The organism is Actinosynnema sp. NPDC023794 (assembly GCF_040639675.1).
Classification (GTDB): Bacteria; Actinomycetota; Actinomycetes; order Mycobacteriales; family Pseudonocardiaceae; genus Actinosynnema; species Actinosynnema luteola.
Genome location: NZ_JBFAFR010000002.1, coordinates 539,791 through 558,920, shown reverse-complemented (window position 1 = coordinate 558,920; position 19,130 = coordinate 539,791). Strand labels below are relative to the sequence as shown.

General features: G+C 72.1%; 25 protein-coding genes. 7 read left to right on the top strand and 18 right to left on the bottom strand.

The window, feature by feature from the left end:
- Positions 1-357: 357 nt before the first annotated feature.
- Positions 358-1,725: a sensor histidine kinase gene (locus AB0H12_RS07265; RefSeq protein ID WP_499621474.1), complete on the bottom strand. Its 1,368-nt coding sequence runs from the start codon at positions 1,723-1,725 to the stop codon at positions 358-360.
- A 76-nt stretch (positions 1,726-1,801) separates the two neighbouring features.
- On the opposite strand from AB0H12_RS07265, the gene AB0H12_RS07260 reads away from it, so the two are divergent.
- Positions 1,802-2,335, top strand: coding sequence for an AMIN-like domain-containing (lipo)protein (locus tag AB0H12_RS07260; protein WP_499621473.1), 534 nt, complete (start codon positions 1,802-1,804; stop codon positions 2,333-2,335).
- Here AB0H12_RS07260 and AB0H12_RS07255 read toward each other — a convergent pair whose 3' ends face one another.
- The 8 genes from AB0H12_RS07255 to AB0H12_RS07220 all read right to left on the bottom strand — a co-directional run bounded on the left by AB0H12_RS07255 (position 2,336) and on the right by AB0H12_RS07220 (position 9,841).
- Positions 2,336-3,010 carry a response regulator transcription factor gene (locus tag AB0H12_RS07255; protein WP_499621472.1) on the bottom strand — a complete coding sequence of 225 codons (675 nt, stop codon included), beginning with the start codon at positions 3,008-3,010 and terminating at the stop codon, positions 2,336-2,338.
- 6 nt (positions 3,011-3,016) lie between these two features.
- Positions 3,017-4,051: a prolipoprotein diacylglyceryl transferase gene (gene lgt, locus AB0H12_RS07250; protein ID WP_499621471.1), complete on the bottom strand. Its 1,035-nt coding sequence runs from the start codon at positions 4,049-4,051 to the stop codon at positions 3,017-3,019.
- A 5-nt stretch (positions 4,052-4,056) separates the two neighbouring features.
- Complete coding sequence (locus tag AB0H12_RS07245; protein ID WP_499621470.1) at positions 4,057-4,362, bottom strand: Uma2 family endonuclease; 306 nt, start codon at positions 4,360-4,362, stop codon at positions 4,057-4,059.
- A gap of 418 nt (positions 4,363-4,780) precedes the next feature.
- Positions 4,781-5,566: a tryptophan synthase subunit alpha gene (gene trpA, locus AB0H12_RS07240; RefSeq protein ID WP_499621469.1), complete on the bottom strand. Its 786-nt coding sequence runs from the start codon at positions 5,564-5,566 to the stop codon at positions 4,781-4,783.
- A complete protein-coding gene (trpB, locus tag AB0H12_RS07235) occupies positions 5,563-6,786 on the bottom strand; it encodes a tryptophan synthase subunit beta (protein ID WP_499621468.1) in 1,224 nt (407 codons plus the stop codon). The genes trpA and trpB overlap by 4 nt, the downstream gene beginning before the upstream one ends.
- 21 nt (positions 6,787-6,807) lie before the next feature.
- On the bottom strand, positions 6,808-7,617 hold the full coding sequence (trpC, locus tag AB0H12_RS07230; protein WP_499621467.1) for an indole-3-glycerol phosphate synthase TrpC: 810 nt from the start codon (positions 7,615-7,617) through the stop codon (positions 6,808-6,810).
- Positions 7,618-7,827: 210 nt separating this feature from the next.
- A complete protein-coding gene (locus AB0H12_RS07225; RefSeq protein ID WP_499621466.1) occupies positions 7,828-8,307 on the bottom strand; it encodes a Trp biosynthesis-associated membrane protein in 480 nt (159 codons plus the stop codon).
- The gene (locus tag AB0H12_RS07220) at positions 8,300-9,841 is read right to left on the bottom strand and encodes an anthranilate synthase component I (RefSeq protein ID WP_499621465.1); all 1,542 of its coding nucleotides are present in this window, start codon (positions 9,839-9,841) and stop codon (positions 8,300-8,302) included. The genes AB0H12_RS07225 and AB0H12_RS07220 overlap by 8 nt, the downstream gene beginning before the upstream one ends.
- 96 nt (positions 9,842-9,937) lie before the next feature.
- Between AB0H12_RS07220 and AB0H12_RS07215 the strand changes: the two genes are divergently transcribed.
- Positions 9,938-10,552 (top strand): TetR/AcrR family transcriptional regulator, encoded by a 615-nt coding sequence (locus AB0H12_RS07215; protein ID WP_499621464.1) that lies wholly within the window; start codon positions 9,938-9,940, stop codon positions 10,550-10,552.
- Between the two features lie 32 nt (positions 10,553-10,584).
- Here AB0H12_RS07215 and hisI read toward each other — a convergent pair whose 3' ends face one another.
- The 3 genes from hisI to hisF are packed head-to-tail and all read right to left on the bottom strand — an operon-like array spanning position 10,585 to position 12,085.
- Positions 10,585-10,938, bottom strand: coding sequence for a phosphoribosyl-AMP cyclohydrolase (hisI, locus tag AB0H12_RS07210; RefSeq protein ID WP_499621462.1), 354 nt, complete (start codon positions 10,936-10,938; stop codon positions 10,585-10,587).
- The gene (locus AB0H12_RS07205) at positions 10,935-11,312 is read right to left on the bottom strand and encodes a hypothetical protein (protein WP_499621460.1); all 378 of its coding nucleotides are present in this window, start codon (positions 11,310-11,312) and stop codon (positions 10,935-10,937) included. Before AB0H12_RS07205 ends, hisI begins: the two co-directional genes overlap by 4 nt.
- Positions 11,312-12,085: an imidazole glycerol phosphate synthase subunit HisF gene (gene hisF, locus AB0H12_RS07200; RefSeq protein WP_499621459.1), complete on the bottom strand. Its 774-nt coding sequence runs from the start codon at positions 12,083-12,085 to the stop codon at positions 11,312-11,314. The genes AB0H12_RS07205 and hisF overlap by 1 nt, the downstream gene beginning before the upstream one ends.
- 330 nt (positions 12,086-12,415) lie before the next feature.
- Here hisF and AB0H12_RS07195 point away from each other — a divergent pair, with 330 nt between their 5' ends.
- The 3 genes from AB0H12_RS07195 (at position 12,416) to AB0H12_RS07185 (ending at position 13,839) form a co-directional block, all read left to right on the top strand.
- A complete protein-coding gene (locus AB0H12_RS07195) occupies positions 12,416-12,619 on the top strand; it encodes a cold-shock protein (RefSeq protein ID WP_033437808.1) in 204 nt (67 codons plus the stop codon).
- 79 nt (positions 12,620-12,698) lie between these two features.
- Positions 12,699-13,064 (top strand): PPOX class F420-dependent oxidoreductase, encoded by a 366-nt coding sequence (locus AB0H12_RS07190; RefSeq protein ID WP_499621458.1) that lies wholly within the window; start codon positions 12,699-12,701, stop codon positions 13,062-13,064.
- 49 nt (positions 13,065-13,113) lie between these two features.
- Positions 13,114-13,839: a Clp protease N-terminal domain-containing protein gene (locus AB0H12_RS07185; protein WP_499621456.1), complete on the top strand. Its 726-nt coding sequence runs from the start codon at positions 13,114-13,116 to the stop codon at positions 13,837-13,839.
- Here the strand turns inward: AB0H12_RS07185 and priA are convergent.
- The 5 genes from priA to AB0H12_RS07160 all read right to left on the bottom strand — a co-directional run bounded on the left by priA (position 13,802) and on the right by AB0H12_RS07160 (position 17,360).
- A complete protein-coding gene (gene priA, locus AB0H12_RS07180; protein ID WP_499621454.1) occupies positions 13,802-14,536 on the bottom strand; it encodes a bifunctional 1-(5-phosphoribosyl)-5-((5-phosphoribosylamino)methylideneamino)imidazole-4-carboxamide isomerase/phosphoribosylanthranilate isomerase PriA in 735 nt (244 codons plus the stop codon). The genes AB0H12_RS07185 and priA overlap by 38 nt on opposite strands.
- A gap of 9 nt (positions 14,537-14,545) precedes the next feature.
- The gene (gene hisH / locus AB0H12_RS07175) at positions 14,546-15,181 is read right to left on the bottom strand and encodes an imidazole glycerol phosphate synthase subunit HisH (RefSeq protein ID WP_499621453.1); all 636 of its coding nucleotides are present in this window, start codon (positions 15,179-15,181) and stop codon (positions 14,546-14,548) included.
- A gap of 107 nt (positions 15,182-15,288) precedes the next feature.
- Positions 15,289-15,759 carry a hypothetical protein gene (locus AB0H12_RS07170; RefSeq protein ID WP_499621452.1) on the bottom strand — a complete coding sequence of 157 codons (471 nt, stop codon included), beginning with the start codon at positions 15,757-15,759 and terminating at the stop codon, positions 15,289-15,291.
- A 9-nt stretch (positions 15,760-15,768) separates the two neighbouring features.
- On the bottom strand, positions 15,769-16,668 hold the full coding sequence (locus tag AB0H12_RS07165; protein WP_499621451.1) for a transketolase family protein: 900 nt from the start codon (positions 16,666-16,668) through the stop codon (positions 15,769-15,771).
- Positions 16,665-17,360 carry a thiamine pyrophosphate-binding protein gene (locus AB0H12_RS07160; RefSeq protein ID WP_499621449.1) on the bottom strand — a complete coding sequence of 232 codons (696 nt, stop codon included), beginning with the start codon at positions 17,358-17,360 and terminating at the stop codon, positions 16,665-16,667. The genes AB0H12_RS07165 and AB0H12_RS07160 overlap by 4 nt, the downstream gene beginning before the upstream one ends.
- A gap of 53 nt (positions 17,361-17,413) precedes the next feature.
- Here AB0H12_RS07160 and soxR point away from each other — a divergent pair, with 53 nt between their 5' ends.
- Complete coding sequence (gene soxR, locus AB0H12_RS07155) at positions 17,414-17,875, top strand: redox-sensitive transcriptional activator SoxR (RefSeq protein WP_499621447.1); 462 nt, start codon at positions 17,414-17,416, stop codon at positions 17,873-17,875.
- Between the two features lie 51 nt (positions 17,876-17,926).
- Positions 17,927-18,442, top strand: coding sequence for an RNA 2'-phosphotransferase (locus AB0H12_RS07150; protein ID WP_499621790.1), 516 nt, complete (start codon positions 17,927-17,929; stop codon positions 18,440-18,442).
- Here AB0H12_RS07150 and AB0H12_RS07145 read toward each other — a convergent pair.
- Entirely contained in the window at positions 18,414-19,004 is a 591-nt protein-coding gene (locus tag AB0H12_RS07145) for a TetR/AcrR family transcriptional regulator (protein ID WP_230567159.1), read from the bottom strand. The two genes, AB0H12_RS07150 and AB0H12_RS07145, sit on opposite strands and share 29 nt — an antisense overlap.
- Between the last annotated feature and the right edge of the window lie 126 nt (positions 19,005-19,130).

The following is a 19,130-nucleotide window of genomic DNA, read 5'->3' as shown; positions in this document are numbered from 1 at the left end:
CTGAGGCTGCACCGACCTGCCGATGATCACCCGATGGAGCGAACTGACCGTCAATGGAGAAACTTTCGACAGACCACTGACGTTGCCGGGATAGGAGGAGGCGGCACCCACGGCGAGCGTCAGCGGTCAGGCAGGCGGTCAGGCAGGCGGTCAGGCAGGCGGTCAGGCAGGCGGTCAGGCAGGCGGTCAGGCAGGCGGTCAGGCAGGCGGTCAGGCGAACGCCAGGTAGGACGGCCAGGCAGCAGGCAGGCCATCAGGCAGGCACGGGGCGGGCACCGGGCGGGCGCGGTCAGGCACCGGACGAGCATCGGGCGGGGCAGGCGGCTCAGCCGGCGGCAGGTCAGGCGGCGGCTCGCGTCAGGCGGCGGGTCGGGCGCTGAGGTGGATGACGGCGTCCAGGCCGTGCGGTTCGACGGGGTGGAGCGTCAGTTCACCGCCGGCCGACTCGATCAGCTCGGCGCAGATGGCCAGCCCCAGCCCGGTGCCGGCGATGTTCTGGTGGCGTGGCGCGCGCCAGAACCGGCTCAGCGCGTCGGCTCGCTCGTCGTCCGACAGGCCCGTGCCGTCGTCGGTCACGTGCAGTTCCACGCCGCCGTCCGCGGCCCTGCCCCAGACCTTCACCCGCGTGCCGCCGGAGAGGCGGATCGCGTTGCCGACGAGTTCGTCCAGCACGCTGCCGAGGCCGCCGGGTGGTTCCAGGGCCCGCAGGCCGGGCGGGACGGACACCTCCAGGCGCATGTCGCCCGCCAGGGCGCGCCAGCCGGGGACGTGCGTGGCCAGCAGGGTGTCCACGTCGACAGGTTCGGCGGCGGAGGCGCTGTCCAGGCGGGTGGCGGCCAGCAGGGTGTCCAGGACGCGGCCCATCTCCTCGGCCTCGTCCACCGCGATGCGTTGCGCCTCGCGGCCGGCGTCGTCGGTGACGTGGGGCTCCAGGTTGTCCACGGCCAGGCGGAGACTGGCCAGCGGGTTGCGGAGTTGGTGGGAGGCGTCCGCCACGAAAGCCCGTTGCCTGCGCAGGGCCCGACCGACCACGTCGACCATCGCGTTGAAGCTCGCGGCGAGTCTGCGCAGCTCAGGGGGGCCGCCGAGTTCGTCCGCACGGACGTCCAGCCGGCCGCCCGCGACGGCGGCGGTTGCCTCGTCCAGGGTGCGGACCGGGCGGAGGACCCAGCGCGACATCGGCCACGCGACCGCCACCACGCCCAGCATGGGCACCAGGCCGATCAGGGCCAGCACGCCCCACTGGCGGAGGATCGCCGCCCTGAGGCCGTCGGTCGGGGAGATCGTCACCACGGCGGCCACCACCTCGCTGTCCCGGCCCACCGGCTCGACCACGACGAGGTTCACGCGCTCCCACGGCCACACCGACTGGTCGGTTTCGCCGCGGTACCCGCCGAAGGCCGCGCTCAGGCCCACCTCGACGTGCGGGTCGTCCAAGGCGAACGGGCGGCGTGACGATTCCAGCACCGTGCCGTCGGTGCCGACGAGGGCGGCCGAGATGCCGTAGAGCTGGTCGTAGCGGACCAGTTCCTCGCGCAGCGCGGTCAGGCGGTCCGACGCCAGGGCGCTCTCCGCCAACGACGCGAACCGGCTCGCGTCACCCAGGCGGTCGAGGTAGGTCTCCTGGCTCTCCCGCTGCACGACGGCGAACGCGAGCGGCACGCCGAGGGCCGCGACCAGGGCGACCAGCAGCGGCACGATGAGGACCAGCAGGCGGCGCAGCACGCGGAGGCAACCTCCCATGGGTGACGTGCGTCATGTCGGCTGCGGGCTGTTCCGGCCCGACGAAGGGGGAATGAGCATGTTACGCAAGGTTGCGTTGTTACTCGCGGCGATGACGGCGATCGCGGTGGTCGCGCCGCTGACCGCGTCCGCGGCGCCCACCGCCTGCACGCCGGTCGACTGGGGGTCGGGGCCGAAGTACGCGTCCCAGACCACGACCGGGCTGCTGTCGAACATCCGAGCCGGTCAGCAGGAGTGCTACGACCGGCTGGTGTTCGACTTCACCGGAGGCGAGAACGACGGCTACACGGTGCAGTACGTGCCCGAGGTGACCCACGAGGGGTCGGGCAAGCCGGTGCCGCTGCGCGGCGCGGGCAAGCTGCAGATCACGGTGAACTCGCCGTCCTACGACCAGGACGGCAACCCGACCTACACGTACCCGAACGGGTCGGAGCTGGTGAACGTCACGGGCTACCAGACGTTCCGGCAGGTCGCCTGGGCCGGGTCGTTCGAGGGCCAGACGACGGTGGGCCTGGGTGTGCGCGCCGTGCTGCCGTTCCGGGTGTTCACGCTCCCCGGCCGGGTCGTGGTGGACGTCGCCCACGTGTGGTGATCAGCGATCCGGGGTGTGGGCTGCCACCCGGTAGCCCACACCCCGGATCGTCTCGATGCGCAACGCGTCGCCGAGCTTGCCGCGCAGGGCGGCGATGTGGGTGTCCAGGGTGCGTGACGGCGCCTCCCAGTGCGCCTGCCACACCTGGTCCACGATGAGGTCGCGGCTGACGACGGTGCCCGCGCGGCCGACCAGCAGGGCGAGCAGGTCGAACTCCTTGCGGGTCAGCGGCACCGGTTCGCCGTTGATCCTGGCCTCGCGACCGGCCGGGTCCAGGGTGAGCGGCCCCAGCGTGATCTCGTGCTCGCGTGCGGCGGCACGGGCCGCGCGGGTGCGGCGGAGCACGGCTTCGATGCGGGCCAGCAGCTCGGCGGTGCCGAACGGCTTCACCACGTAGTCGTCCGCGCCCAGCCGCAGGCCGAGCACCCGTTCCCGCTCCTCGCCGCGCGCGGTGACGGTGATGATCGCGGTGCCGGTGCGGTGGCGGAGTTCGCGCAGCACGTCGAGGCCGTCGCCGTCGGGCAGGCCCAGGTCGAGCAGCACGACGTCCGCCGGCGGCGCGGTGAGCGCCGCGGCGGCCGTGCCCACCCGGTGCACTTCGTAGCCCGCGTGCCGCAGCGCCGTGAGCAGTCCGCGCGCCACCCGGTCGTCATCTTCGACGACGAGGATGCGCACGGCGGCCTACTGCTCCGGCTTGTCGCCGGTGTCCGCGGGCTTGTCGGGCGCGGCCTTCGTGTCGGGGACGGTCGTCTCCTCGGCGTCCGCCGCCGGCTTGTCCTCGTCCGTGCTCGCATAATCGGACTCGGGCGGTTCGGCGGCGGCGGGCTCCTCGCGCACGATGACCTCGCGGTCGCCCTTCTTCCCGGCGAGCACGAAGTAGACGACCGCGCCGAGGAACACCACGGCGGAGGTGATGACGTTGATCCGCAGCCCGAACACCTCGGTGGCCGGGTCGGTGCGCATCAGCTCGATCCAGAACCGGCCGGCCGTGTAGCCCGCGACGTACAGCGCGAACACCCGGCCGTGGCCGAGCCGGAACTTCCGGTCGGCCCACACGATGACCAGCGCGACGCCGAGGCACCACAGCAGTTCGTAGAGGAACGTCGGGTGCACGATCTCGATCGGCGTGTGGTCCACCGCCACGCCGCCGAGGTCGTCCTCGAAGCCGGTCTCCGGGTCTTCCCGCTTGTAGATCTCCAGACCCCACGGCAGCGTGGTGGGACCGCCGAAGAGCTCCTGGTTGAAGTAGTTGCCGAGGCGGCCGACGGCCTGCGCGACGACGATGCCGGGCGCGAGCGCGTCCGCCATCGCGGGCAGCGGGATGCCCTTGCGGCGGCACCCGATCCACGCGCCGACGCCACCGAGCGCGATAGCCCCCCAGATGCCGAGGCCGCCGTTCCAGATGGCCAGGGCTTCGAGCGGGTTGCGACCCTCCCCGAAGTACTTGTCGTAGTCCGTCGCCACGTGGTAGAGCCGTCCGCCGATCAGGCCGAACGGCACCGCGAAGACGGCGATGTCGGTGACCTCGCCCTTCAGGCCGCCGCGGGCCACCCAGCGGCGTTCACCCCACCAGATGGCCAGGATGATGCCGAGGATGATGCACAGCGCGTAGGCGCGGATCGGGATCGGTCCCAGGTGCCACACGCCCTGGTCGGGGCTGGGGATCGTCGCGAGGTAAGTCGTCACCACGGCCACCACCGTAGTGGGTGCGGCCATCTGCCCTACGGCGACAGCGCGATTGTTACCGGGAAGGGTCGTTCGAGCTTCAAGAACCCGCCTTCGCTGCGGGCGGTCTCCGCGTACCTGTCTTCTTCCAACTCGAACACCGTCGCCACGGGCTCACCCTCCGCGGGGTCGATGAGCAGGTAGAACGGCACTCCGCCCGCCGCGTACAGGTCTCGCTTGAGCGTCAGATCCTGCTGTCGCGTGCTCGGCGAGAGCACTTCACCGGCCAGGATCAGATCCTCGACGGGCAGCACCAAGCCGGTGCGTCCGCGACCGACGACGCCGAAGTCGGGGATGAGCATCCGGCTGGGCGACAGGCCGAGGTTGAAGCCGGGCAGCCCTTGTAGTCAGGTGGGCAAGCAGTCCTCAAGCCGAAGTACACGTCGCCGACGAGGCTCTGGTGCAGGAGGTTTCCGAGAGGGCTCACGATCAGCGCCCCGTCCACCAGCTCGACCCGCTGCGACAGGTCCTCGGGTAGTGCGAGGACTTCGTCGAGGGTCCAGGGTCCCTCCTGGCGGAACCAGGGAGCGGGATGACCGACGTCGTGTTCGTAGTCCGCCTGCAGAGCCATGCGACATCACCTCCGGGGCAGCCCGACGCACGCCAGTGTCGCACGCCGGGTCGTGGACGAGCTTGATCACGAGCCCAGGATGCCGACGCGCACCGACAATTCCGACGCCCGGAAGCCGCCGAACGGACTAGTTCACTCGAACGTGCGTGCTACACGGCCGCTGCCGCCTGGCGCACCCCACTGGCCAACTCCTCGGTCAACGCCGCCACGGTGTCGTCCTGCACGGCCGACACGAACGCCGAACCCACGATCACACCGTCCGCGAACGCCGCCAGCTCCGCCGCCTGAGCGCCGCTCCGCACGCCCAAGCCGACGCCGATCGGCATGTCCGTGTGCTCACGCACCCGCTTGACCAGCGCCGGAGCCGCCGACGACACGACGTCGCGCGCGCCCGTCACACCCATCACGGACGTCGCGTACAAGAACCCCCGCGACGACCGGGCCGTCAACGAGATCCGCTCCTCCGTCGACGACGGCGCGACCAGGAAGATCCGGTCCAGGTCGTGCGCGTCCGTCGCCGAGATCCACTCAGCGCCCTCGTCGGGCACGAGGTCGGGCGTGATGACACCCAGCCCGCCGGCCGCCGCCAGGTCGCGCGCGAACCGGTCCACCCCGTAGGCGAGCACCGGGTTCCAGTACGTCATCACGACCGCGCGCCCACCGGCCGACGCCACCGACTCGACCACGCCGAACAGGTCGCGCACCCGGAACCCGCCGCGCAACGCCTGCTCGGCCGCGCGCTGGATGGTGACACCGTCCATCACCGGGTCGGAGAACGGCAGGCCGACCTCCACCAGGTCGCACCCGGACGACACCATCGTCCGCAGCACGTCCTTCGAGCCCTCGAGCGTGGGGTACCCGGCGGGCAGGTACCCGATCAGGGCCGCCCGCGACTCCGCCCGACAAGCCGAGAAAACCGGATCAAGCCTGCTCACGACTCCACCCCCAGCCCGAACCACTTGATCGCGGTGTCCATGTCCTTGTCGCCGCGCCCGGACAGGTTGACCAGGATCAGCCCCTCCGGCCCCAGCTCGCGGCCGAGCACCAGCGCGCCGGCCAGCGCGTGCGCCGACTCGACCGCCGGGATGATGCCCTCCTCCCGCGACAGCAGCGCGAACGCCTCCATCGCCTGGGCGTCGGTCACCGGCCGGTACTCGGCCCGTCCGCTGTCCTTCAGGAACGCGTGCTCGGGCCCCACGCCGGGGTAGTCCAGCCCCGCCGAGATGGAGTGCGCCTCGGCGATCTGCCCGTCGGAGTCCTGCAGCACGTACGACATGGCGCCGTGCAGCGACCCGGGCGTGCCCGCGGTCAACGTCGCGCCGTGCCGGGCGGTCTCGATGCCGTCGCCACCGGGCTCCAGCCCGACCAGCCGCACGGACGGGTCGTCGATGAAGCCGTGGAAGATGCCGATGGCGTTCGACCCGCCGCCGACGCACGCGGCCACCACGTCGGGCAGCCGGCCCGCCTTGTCCAGGATCTGCTCGCGCGCCTCGATGCCGATGATCCGGTGGAAGTCGCGCACGAGCACCGGGAACGGGTGCGGCCCGGCGGCGGTGCCGAGCAGGTAGTGCGTGTCGTCGACGTTGGCGACCCAGTCGCGCAGCGCCTCGTTGATGGCGTCCTTCAACGTGCGCGAGCCGGTCTTCACCGGGACGACCTTCGCGCCGAGCAGCCGCATCCGGGCCACGTTGAGCGCCTGCCGCTCGGTGTCGACCTCGCCCATGTAGACGACGCAGTCCAGGCCCATCAGGGCGCAGGCGGTGGCCGTGGCCACGCCGTGCTGGCCCGCGCCGGTCTCGGCGATGACCCGCTTCTTGCCCATCCGCTTGGTCAGCAGCGCCTGGCCCAGCACGTTGTTGATCTTGTGCGAGCCGGTGTGGTTGAGGTCCTCGCGCTTGAGGAAGATGCGCGCGCCGCCCGCGTGGGCGGCGAACTTCGGCGCCTCCGTGAGCAGCGACGGCCGCCCGGCGAAGTCGCGCAGCAGGCGCGCGAACTCGTCGAGGAACTCGGGGTCGACGCGCGCTTTCTCGTAGAACGCGGCGAGCTCGTCCACCGCGGCGATGAGCGCTTCCGGCATGAACCGGCCGCCCCACGGCCCGAAGTGGCCCCGCTCGTCCGGGTCGTGGGGTGTCGGAGCCAACTGGCCGCGCGCCATGCGCTCTCCTCCTACCGGGTCTTACCGGCTCGGCCGGGGACACGCCGGGTGGGACCCGGCCGTCACCAGCTTGTTCACCGCGACCTTGGGGTCGCCGCTCGTCACCAGGCTCTCGCCGACCAGCACCGCGTCGGCGCCCGCGCCCGCGTACGCCATCAGGTCACCCGGTCCGGTGACACCGGACTCGGCGATCTTGATGGTGTCGAAGGGCAGGCCGGGCGCGATCCGCCCGAACACGTCCTTGTCCACTTCCAGGGTGTGCAGGTTGCGCGCGTTCACGCCGATGACGCTCGCACCCGCCTCCAACGCGCGGTCGGCCTCCTCGGCCGTGTGCACCTCGACCAGGGCCGTCATGCCGAGCGACTCCACCCGGTCGAGCAGCGACACCAGCGCGTTCTGCTCCAACGCCGCCACGATCAGCAGCACCAGGTCGGCGCCGTGCAGGCGCGCCTCGTGCACCTGGTACGGGCTGACGATGAAGTCCTTGCGCAACAGGGGGACGCCCACCGCCGCGCGCACCGCGTCGAAGTCCGCCAGCGACCCGCCGAACCGGCGCCCCTCGGTCAGCACGCTGATCGCCCGCGCGCCGCCGAGCTCGTACTGCGCGGCGAGCTCCGCGGGCTCCGGGATGTCGGCCAGCTGCCCCTTGGACGGGCTGCGCCGCTTGACCTCGGCGATCACGCCGACGCCCGGTCCGCGCAGGATCGACATCACGTCCTGCGGCGGCGGCACCTTCGCCGCCTTCTGCCTGAGCACGTCGAAGGGCAGTGCCGCCTCGCGCTCGGCGAGGTCCTCGCGGACGCCTTCGATGATCGACTCGAGCACGGTCATCCGCGCACCTCGCTCGACTCCGTCAAACCTTCCGGTTCAGTCGCAAGCTCCCGCACGTCATGCTCCCCTTCCCGCCACGAGGATGCTAACCCCGCAGCGAACCCCGTCGGGCCACCGGGGTAGGCGCGTTCGCGCAGTTGACCAGGGCCCTTGCGAGCCGACGTGCGCAAACGTGCGGAGCCGGCGCGTCAGCCGGTCGTCAGCACGGGGTCAGTCCCGCTCCGTGGGATCGTCGCCGCGCTCCAGCGCGTTCCACAGCTCCCGCTCGGGGTCGGCGGTCCGCTTGGCCGCGCCGGGCGTCTGGTAGCCGCCGCCCAAGCGTGGCATGGCCGATCCGCGCACGAGGAGCAGCACGCCCGCCGCGACCGCGAGCGCCGCGCCGAGCAGCACGAGGCCGCGGCCGGTCACGGGCCCGTCGGCGTCCACTGCTTGGAACGCCGCCGCCGCGCCCGCCAGCAGCACCACGACGCCGAGCACGCGCCGCACCCAGCCGCTCAACGCCACCACGGCGGCGATCGCGGCCAGGCACAGCAGCGCCACCGGGGTCAGCGCGGGCACGACGTCGCCGCCGCTTCGGTCCGCCGAAGCGTCCCAGGGCATGGCGGAAGCGCCCCACAACGCCACCGCGGCGAGCAGCAGCAGCGCCACCACGATCCACAGTGGACGCCTTGCGGTCGTCTCCTCAGACACGGGCCGGGTCCACCGCCGGGGCCATGGTCTGCGCGGTGGCGATCGCCGAGAGCACCGCGCCCGCCTTGTTCAGGCACTCGTTGTCCTCGGCGACCGGGTCGGAGTCGGCCACGATGCCACCGCCCGCCTGCACGTACGCCACGCCGTCGCGCACCAGGGCGGTGCGGATGGCGATGGCGGTGTCCGCGTCGCCGGCGAAGTCCAGGTAGCCGACGACGCCGCCGTACAGGCCGCGCCGGGTGGGCTCCAGCTCCTCGATCAGCTCCATCGCGCGCGGCTTGGGCGCGCCGGACAGGGTGCCCGCGGGGAAGCACGCCGCGACCGCGTCGAACGCCGTGCGGCCCTCCGCGAGCTCGCCGGTGACCGTGGACACGATGTGCATGACGTGGCTGTACCGCTCGACCTTGAAGAAGTCGACCACGGTCACCGAGCCCGGCTTGCACACCCGGCCCAGGTCGTTGCGGCCCAGGTCGACCAGCATCAGGTGCTCGGCGCGTTCCTTGTGGTCGGCCAGCAGGTCCTTCTCCAGCAAGGCGTCTTCCTCGTCGTCGACGCCCCTCCACCGGGTGCCCGCGATCGGGTGAGTGGTGGCCTTGCCGTCGCGCACGGTCACCAACGACTCCGGGCTGCAGCCGACGATGTCGAAGTCGTCCAGCCGCAGCAGGTACATGTACGGGCTCGGGTTGGACGTGCGCAGCACGCGGTAGATGTCGAGCGGGTCGGCGGTGGTGCGCATCTCGAACCGCTGCGACAGCACGACCTGGAACGCCTCACCGGCCCGGATGGCCTCCTTGGCCTTCTCCACGACCGCGTAGTGCTCCTGCTGCGAGCGGCGGCGCACGAACTCCGGCTTGGGCCGGGCGAACACCGCGGCGGTGGGCGGCGCGGCGCTCTGCAGGTCCTGCGTCATCGCGTCGAGCCTGGCCACCGCGTCGTCGTACGCCGCGTCCACGCGTTCCGGCGAGTCGTCCCAGTTGATGGCGTTGGCGATGAGCGTGACGGTGCCCTCGTGGTGGTCCAGCGCGGCCAGGTCGGTGGCCAGCAGCATCACCAGCTCCGGCACCTCCAGGTCGTCCTCGGCCAACGACGGCAGCCGCTCCAGCCGCCGCACGGCGTCGTAGCCGATGTAGCCGACCATCCCGCCGGTCAACGGCGGCAGGCCGGGCAGCGGGTCGGTGCGCAGCACCTCGATGGTCTCGCGCAGCGCCACCAGCGGGTCGCCGCCCTCGGGCAGGCCCACCGGGTGCGGCCCGAGCCAGAACGCCTCGCCGCCGGTCGCGGTCAACGCCCCCGCGCTGCGCGCGCCCACGAACGACCAGCGCGACCAGGAGCGGCCGTTCTCGGCCGACTCGAACAGGAACGTGCCCGGACGGTCCGCCGCGAGCTTGCGGTACAGCCCGACGGGCGTCTCCGCGTCCGCCAGCAGCCGCCGCACCACCGGGATGACCCGCCGTTGGGCGGCGAGCTCGCGGAACTCCTCGCGCGTCGGGCTGACCTCGCCCAGACCCGCACCTGCACCGATGACGCTCACCATGGGCGACATTGTGCCGGTTGCGCCTGTGCGGAGGTTCGACCGGGCCCTATTTCAACATATGTTGAAATAGGGTGGGGCCTACCGCATGATGATGGCGTGAACACCGGCTCGAACCAAACCGAACCCAAGCGCCGCGGTCGACGTGCGGGCGGCGAGGACACCAAGGCCGCGCTGCTGGCCGCCGCCCGCGAGATCTTCGTCGAACGCGGCTACGAGGGCGCCACCGTCCGGTCCATCGCGGCGCGGGCCGGTGTGGACGCGGCCATGGTCAACCACTGGTTCGGCGGCAAGGAGGCCCTGTTCGCCAAGGCCGTGCTCCAGGTGCCGGTCGACGTCAACGTGCTGGTCGACCGCATCCTCGACGGGGCGGACGAGGACATCGGCGAGCGGATCGTGCGCAACTTCATCGGCATCTGGGACCCCATCGGCGGCGGCCCGTTCGCCGCGATGGTGCGCAGCGTGACGGCGCACGACCAAGTCGCCGAGGTGCTGCGCGGCTTCTTCGTGGGCACCCTGCTCAAGCGGGTCGTCGGGCACCTGGACGTGCCGGACGCCGAGCTGCGCGCCACCCTCGTGGCCAGCCAGATCTTCGGCATGGGCATGGTGCGCTACGTGCTGAAGTTCGAGCCGGTCGCCTCGGCGGACGTGGAGACGATGGTCAAGGCCATCGCGCCCAACCTCCAGCGCTACCTGACCGGCGACCTGGGCTGAGCGGTCGACCAGGGCCGTCGGCCGGAGCCCGATCAGTCGGCCGGGCCGAGCAGCACGGTGGCGTCGAAGCACGTCGCGTCACCGGTGTGGCAGGCGGCGCCGACCTGGTCCACGACCAGCAGCACCGCGTCGCCGTCGCAGTCCAGCCGCACCTCGTGCACGTGCTGCGTGTGCCCGGACGTCTCGCCCTTCACCCACAGCTGCTGCCGGCTGCGCGAGTAGTACGTGGCGCGGCGGGTGGTGAGCGTGCGGTGCAGGGCCTCGTCGTCCATCCACGCCACCATGAGCACCTCCCCGGTGCCGCGCCGCTGCGCCACGGCGCACACCAGGCCGTCGGCGGTGCGCTTGAGCCGTGAGGCGATGGACGGGTCGAGCGCGCTGGTCAACGCTGTCCTCCGAGGAAGTGGGCCCGGGCGGGCTTGGTGTTGAGCATCACCACGCCGAAGACGTGGGCCGCGGACAGCAGGCCGGAGACCACGCGGATCCACACCGGCCCCTGGTTGAGCACCGCGAGCAGGTGGATCAACGCGACCAGACCGAAGACGAGCGCCGCCGTCAGCCGGGCCGGGCGCAGGCCCGCCACCAGGCCGCCGACCGCGAGCAGCTCCAGCACGGCGACGATCACCGGGAACCTGATCCAGCTGGAGTCGTTCTCGACCTGCCACTGGATCAGGCCCATGAGCACGAACGCCAGGCCGCCGGCGGCGCCGATCAGGGTCGCGAGGCGCACCTCGGTGGGCGCGTTGCGCGGGTCCGGCATCAGCGCACCACCACGCCCGCGTCGCGCAAGCTCTGCTTCACGTCGCCGATGCGCAGCGTGCCGAAGTGGAACACGCTGGCCGCGAGCACCGCGTCCGCGCCCTCGGCCACGGCGGGCGGGAAGTGCTCCACCGCGCCCGCGCCGCCGCTGGCGATCAACGGCACGTCGACCACCGCGCGGGTGAGCCGGATCAGCTCCAGGTCGAACCCGGCCTTGGTGCCGTCGGCGTCCATCGAGTTCAGCAGGATCTCGCCGACGCCCAGCTCCTGGCCCCGTGCCGCCCACTCGACCGCGTCGATGCCGGTGCCCTTGCGACCGCCGTGCGTGGTGACCTCGAACCCCGACGGGGTGGGCTGCTCGCCCTCGGGCACGCGCCGCGCGTCCACCGACAGCACGATGCACTGGGCGCCGAACCGGCGGGACAGCTCGCCGAGCAGCTCGGGCCGGGCGATCGCGGCCGTGTTCACGCTCACCTTGTCCGCGCCCGCCCGCAGCAGCTTGTCCACGTCGTCCGCGCCGCGCACGCCGCCGCCCACCGTCAGCGGGATGAACACCTGCTCGGCCGTGCGCCGGACCACGTCGAACGTGGTCTCGCGGTCGCTGGACGACGCCGTCACGTCGAGGAACGTCAGCTCGTCCGCGCCCTCCGCGTCGTAGGCCCGCGCCAGCTCGACCGGGTCGCCCGCGTCGACGAGGTTGGTGAAGTTCACACCCTTCACGACCCTGCCCCGGTCGACGTCCAGGCAGGGGATCACGCGCACCGCGACCGACATGGCCAAAAGCCTACGTGGACGCCCTGAGCGGCCCGCTTCCGGTGCCTGAGCGTTCAACTCGGGGGTCGTGAACGCGGGACACACGCGACCTGAACGCAGGACACACGCGTTCTGGACGTGGGCCACGCGACACCTGAACGTGGGATTCACAGCCGTTGGTGGGCGACGTGGCGGCGAAAGTGTGGTTCACTTGAGGAGGTCGCAAGTTTTGTGTTCGTGTCATCCACGCTCGCGAAACATTGTTTGAGCGTGTGATTCCTCAGGGTCAGCGTTTGGACCGGCCCCAGCGGGTGCGTTCGCCCCGTTGGTAGCTGTATGAGGAGTACAAAGATGGCGCAGGGCACCGTGAAGTGGTTCAACTCGGAGAAGGGCTTCGGCTTCATCTCCCCCGAGGATGGTGGCGCGGACGTGTTCGTCCACTACTCGGAGATCCAGAGCGGCGGCTACCGCAGCCTGGAGGAGAACCAGCGGGTGAGCTTCGATGTCGGCCAGGGCGCCAAGGGCCCCCAGGCGACGAACGTGACGGTCATCTGACCTCGCGTTGCTCGTGAAGAGCCCCGTTCCCCTCGTGGGAGCGGGGCTCTTCCGCATGTCGCGGCTAACGTTGCCGGTCATGGACCTCGCAGCCGCCAAGTACCTGTTGTTGACCACCTTCCGCAAGGACGGCACCGCCGTGCCGACACCCGTCTGGGTGGCCGGCGCCGACGGCACGCTGTACGCGTGGTCCGTCGCCGACGCGGGCAAGGTCAAGCGCATCCGCCGCAGCGGCGACGTGCGCGTCGGACCGTGCAACTTCCGGGGCGAGCCCACCGGCGAGCAGCTCCCGGCCACCGCGCGGCTGCTCGACGGGCCCGGCAGCGACCGGGTGCGGTCCCTCATCGCGAAGAAGTACGGCGTGATGGGCAGGCTCACCCTGTTCGGCAGCCGGATCCGCCGCGGGCGCGACGGCACGATCGGCATCGAGATCACGCCCGCCTAGCGTCAACCCGAAGTTGACCCGTCGCGTTGCGTCAACCTACAGTTGACGGGTGGTAGCTCCCCCGGTCCAACTCACGGACCTGATCGTCACCGTCGCGGCGGAACACACCGACGTGCTGGGCAGACTGGCCGCCGCCGTGGAGCTGAGCGGCCAGCTCGACGAGTTGGGCGATCACCTCATCGGGCACTTCGTGGACGAGGCGCGGCGCGCGGGCGCGAGCTGGGCCGAGATCGGCGAGAGCCTCGGCGTCACCAAGCAGGCCGCGCAGAAGCGGTTCGTGCCCAAGGAGTCACCGGACCTGAAGCCGAGCTTCGACCGCTACACCGACCGGGCCCGACGCGTCGTCGTGCTGGCCCGCCACCACGCCCGGTTCAGCGGGCACATCGGCACCGAGCACCTCCTGCTCGGCCTGCTCGACGAGTCCGGCGGCCTGGCCGCCAAGACCATCGCCAAGCTGGAGGCGTCGGAGGGCACCACGCGGATGGCGGTGCTCAGCGAGCTGGACGGCACGGTCCGGCAGCGGCCCGACCCGCAGCCGTTCACCGCGCACTGCAAGAAGGCGCTGGAACTGGCCGTGCGGGCGTCGCTGCGCCAGGGCCACGCGTTCGTCGGCACCGAGCACCTGCTGCTCGGCCTGCTCGCCGAGAAGGAAGGCGCCGCGGCGAAGGCCCTCGAACGCACGGGGGTCACCGAGGCCGCCGCGGAGGCCCACATCGTCCGCGAGATCGAGGACGCGATCAGCCGCGGACCGCGGCCAGCGCCTCCGGGAGCGTGAACGCGCCCGCGTAGAGCGCCTTGCCCACGATCGCGCCCTCGACGCCGTCGCGGGACAACGCCGCCAGCGCGACCAGGTCGTCCACACTGGACACGCCGCCCGAGGCGACGACCGGCGCGTCGGTGCGCGCGCACACCTCGCGCAGCAGGTCCACGTTCGGGCCCTGGAGCGTGCCGTCCTTGCCGACGTCGGTGACCACGTAGCGGGCGCAGCCGTCGCGGTCCAGCCGCTCCAGCACCTCCCACAGGTCGCCGCCGTCCTTCGTCCACCCGCGCGCGGCCACCCGGTGGCCCTGCTCGGTGATCCGCACGTCGAGGCCGACAGCGATCTTCTCGCCGTGCTCGGCGACGACCTTCGCGCACCACACCGGGTCCTCCAGCGCGGCCGTGCCCAGGTTCACCCGCGCGCAGCCGGTCGCGAGCGCGGCGGCCAGCGACGCGTCGTCGCGGATGCCGCCGGACAGCTCGACCTGGACGTCCAGCTCGCCGACCACGCGGGCCAGCAGCTCGCGGTTGCTGCCGCGGCCGAACGCGGCGTCGAGGTCGACCAGGTGCACCCACTCGGCGCCGTCGCGCTGCCAGGCGAGCGCGGCGTCCAGCGGGTCGCCGTAGTTGGTCTCGGTGCCGGCCTCGCCCTGCACGAGCCGAACGGCCAGGCCATCGGCCACGTCAACAGCCGGGAGCAGCGTGAAAGTCACGCGTTCAGCCTAGTTGAAGCTCTTGAGCCAGTTCTCCAGCAGGTGCGCGCCCGCGTCGCCGGACTTCTCCGGGTGGAACTGGGTCGCCCACAGCGGACCGTTCTCCACCGCCGCGACGAACTCGTCGCCGCCGTGCTCGGCCCACGTCACCAGCGGCGCGCGGAGCGTGTCGGACTCGGGCAGCTCCCACTTGCGCACGCCGTAGGAGTGCACGAAGTAGTACCGGGTGTCCGGGTCCAGGCCGGCGAACAGCTTGGTGTCCTCGGAGGTGCGGACGGTGTTCCAGCCCATGTGGGGCACGACCGGGGCCTCCAGCCGCTCCACCGTGCCCGGCCACTCGCCGCAGCCCTCGGTGAGCACGCCGTGCTCGATGCCCCGTTCGAACAGGATCTGCATGCCGACGCAGATGCCGAGCACGGGACGTCCGCCGGCGAGCCGCTGACCGATGAGCCGGCCGCCCTTGATCTCGTCCAGCCCGGCCATGCACGCGGCGAACGCGCCGACACCGGGCACCACCAGGCCGTCCGCGTCGAGGGCGGCCCGGTGGTCGGACGACACCTCCACGTCGGCGCCGACGCGCTGCAGGGCGCGCTCGGCGGAGCGGATGTTGCCGAATCCGTAGTCCAGCACGACGACCTTGGGCACCTGACCAGCTTACTGTGCTGGATTGCCGCTGCTCCGCAGACGGCGGGCGAGCTCGCCGGGAAGTCGATCGTTCGCGCCCTCGCGGGGGCCGGGCCGGGGAGCGGGAGTCAGGCCAACCCGCCCTGCGTCACCGGGACCACCGGCAGGACGGTGTTGATCGGCAGCCCGGCGCGGTTCGGCAGGGCGGTCACCCACGTGTCGGCGCGGCCCTCGTCCACCAACGCGCGCACCTCGGCGACGTCGGCGGGCAGGTCGGCGGGCCGCGGTCGGGCGTCGAGCCGCCACCAGCGCAGCAGGCCGACCAGCCGGCGTGCCGAGCCCGTGGAGCCTGCCCGCTCACCGTCGGTCCACACCTCGGCGGTGGGAGACCAGCGCAGCAGCAGCGCCGCCGCGCCGGTCTCCCGGACCTGCTCGGCCAGCCGGAGCGCGGCCGGGAACCCGATCTGCCTGCGCGGCAGCAGCACCGTCCCGGACGCCACCGGGACGAGTGCCGCGGGCCCCGCGGCGGCGCGGTGCAGGTTCAGCTGCAGCTCCGCGGTCGGCGCGGGTGTCCAGATCAGGGTTCTCGGCACGCTCACAGGCAGAGATCATGCCGCAGCGGCCGGGTGGCCGAACATCCGACGCACGGCCGCGGCGACGCCGAGCACGTCGAGGTCGTGCGCCGAATCGTGGTCCTCGGCCGTGCCGTAGGCCCGCAGCTCGGAGTCGCGCCGCACGCCGAGCGACCGCAGCCGGTGCGGCACGTCCGCCAGCGCCTCGGCCGCCAGGTGCGCCGACGTGCCCTCCAGGTACGGCTCGACCAGCAGCACGTCCGCCCGGTCGGCGCGGCGCACCGCCGCTTGCAGCCCGGCCGCGTCGAACGGCCGCACGGTGGTCGCGTAGAGCACCGTCACATCCGCGTCCCGGGTGGCCTCCAGCACGGTGTCGAGCATCGGCCCGACCGCCACCACCACGCCCTGCCTGCCGCGCCGCACCTCGGTGAACCCCTCGACCACCGGGTGCGGAGAGGTGTTCTGCCGCAGGGAGAGCCGGATGTAGACCCGGTCGTCACGCGCGAGCGCGTCCCGCACGATCGGGCCCACCTCCTCCGGGTGGCCCGGCACGCGCACCGCCCAACCGGGCAGCGTGCCGAACAGCGCCACGTCACCGGGCGCCTGGTGCGTGCGGCCCCACACCGGGTCGTCGTAGGAGCCGCCGATGCTGACGAGCACGCCGCCCAGGTCCTGGTGGCCGAAGTCCAGCTTGATCTGCTCGAACGGCCGCTCGACCAGGAACGGCGCGTAGGTGTGCACGACCGGCCGCAGCCCGCTCAACGCCAGCCCCGCGCCCACGCCGACCATCGCCTGCTCGCGGATGCCGACGTTGATCACCCGCTCGTGCGGCGCGAACGCGTCCCGCGAGATCTCCGCCAGCACGACGGCGACCCGCGGGTCGTGCCTCATCACGTCCTCGACGGTGTCCACGAACACCTGGCGCATCGACGTCATCCCTGCTCCCCCTTGCCGATCTCCGCCACCACGACCAAGGGACGGGCGGGGTGGTCCTGCGTGAACGCCTCGTGCAGCGCGCCGTGATCACGTCCGTCCACTGTGGACGCCTGCCAGCCCTCGACCTCGAACCGCTTCGCCACCCCGCCGGGCCAGCCGTGCGTGCCGGAAGCGTTGTCCACCACGACGGTGACGAGCCGGTCCAGACCGAGCCGACCGGCGAGCGCGATCGCCTCGTGGTTGCTGCCCTCGTCCAGCTCCGCGTCCCCGACCAGCACGAACGTCCGCGCGGTCCGCCCCTGGACGCGCAGGCCGAGTGCGGTGCCGACGGCGATCGGCAGGCCGTGTCCGAGTGAGCCGCTGCTGATCTCGACGCCGTTGACCAGCACGCGGTCCGGGTGCTGGCCCAACGGCGAGTCCCACGCGGTCCAACCGTCCAGAGTGGACGGATCGAGGTAGCCCTTCGCGGCCAGCACGGCGTAGTACGCCATCGGACCGTGCCCCTTGGACAGCAGGAACCGGTCGCGGTCCGGGTCGTCCACCCGGTCCGGCGCGACGTCCAGCACCCGGTCGTAGAGCACCCACAGCACGTCCAGCGTGGACGCCGCCGCCCACTCGTGCTTCTCGTCCCCTGTCATCCGCCGGAACAACGCGGGGATGTCCGCGAAGTCCGACTTGCCCTTGACTGCCATGAACCCACGAAACAACTTCGACTTAGGTCGAGGTCAAGACGTAGGATGGGCACGTGACCAAGCTGCCGGAGATGTTGACCATCGGCCAAGTGGCCGAACGCAGCGGGGTGCCGCACACCGCGCTGAGGTTCTACGAGGAAAGAGGGTTGATCACCTCCGAGCGCACGGCGGGCAACCAGCGCCGGTACCCGCGGCACGTGCTGCGGCGGCTGGCGTTCATCCGCACCGCGCAGCGGGTCGGACTGTCGCTGGAGGACGTGCACGACGCGCTGGCGACCCTGCCGGACAACCGCACGCCGACCAAGACCGACTGGAGCAGGCTGTCGGCGAGCTGGCAGGTGGAGCTGGACGCCCGGATCGACGCGTTGCGGCGGCTGCGCGACCGGCTGACGTCGTGCATCGGGTGCGGGTGCCTGTCGCTGCGCAGCTGCACCCTGCACAACCTCGACGACGAGCAGGCCGCCGACGGGCCCGGCGCGCCCAAGCTCAAGCCCGCCCTGGAAGGCGGCACGTGAAATCCGGTTGTGCCGCGTGCTGCACTGGAGGTCGTGCAAGAGAAGAAGCAGATGGTCCGCTTGTCGAAGCGGATGGCGAAGACCCTGCGCCACGACCCGCAACGGCTGGGGCTGACCCTGGACCCGGCGGGATGGGTGGACCTGGAGGAGTTCGTGCGCGCCCTGGGTGTGACCGAGGCGCAGGTGCTGGAGGTCGTGGCGGACAACGACAAGCAGCGGTTCGCGATCGAGGACGGGCGCATCCGCGCCAACCAGGGCCACACCGTGGAGGTGTCGTTGGACCTGCCCGCGGCCGAGCCACCCGCCGAGCTGTACCACGGGACGGTCGGCCGGTTCCTGCCCGACATCTTCCGCGACGGGCTGCGGCCGATGGCGCGGCACGACGTGCACCTGTCCGCGACCGTGGAGACGGCCGTCCGGGTCGGGTCGCGCCGGGGCAAGCCGGTGGTGCTGGTGGTCGACGCCGCGGCCATGGCCGCCGACGGCCACGAGTTCCGGGTGAGCGCCAACGGCGTGTGGCTGACGGCCGCCGTGCCGCCTAACTACCTGCGAGAACACGCCTCGTGAGCCAGTCGAGGCCCGCGACCACCTCGTCCGGGCCGAGGCCGCGCACCTGTCTTTGGTACTGGTAGACCTCGGGGGCCAGCGGCGCCATCAAGGCGTCCACCACGGCCGCCGGCGCGCCGTCCACCAGCGAGGCGACGTGCCGCCGCCAGAAGCCGTAGGCGCCCGCCCGGAACCGCGCCCGGCCCGTCTCCGCGCCGAGCACCAGGTGCAGGTGCCGTTCCAGCAGGCCGACCATGGTCCGGTAGAACGCGGCCAGCCGTTCGTCGGGCGACGCGCCCGGACCGAGCGGCGGCGGGCCGGTGAGGATGCGGTCCTGGATGTCGGACTCGTGCTCGTCCAGCAGCGCCTGCGCGATCGACGTCGTGTCCGGGTAACGCCGGTAGAGCGTCGCCCGGCCCACGCCCGCGGCACGCGCGATGTCCTCCATCGTCACGCCGACCGCACCACCCGCGGCGGCGAACACCTCTTCCGCGGCGGCGAGCACGCGGGCCCTGTTGCGGGCCGCGTCGGCCCGCTCCCGAGTGCGACCGGTGGTGGTGGCGGCCTCGGCCGGTGACGACATGTGACCAACCATACGCAGACAGCCAAACCGCCCGCGCCCAACCGCCCCGAACGTTGAACCCACCCATCCCGAACGCAGGACTCTCGCGCCCTGGACGCAGGACTCTCGCGAGAGTCCTGCGTCCAC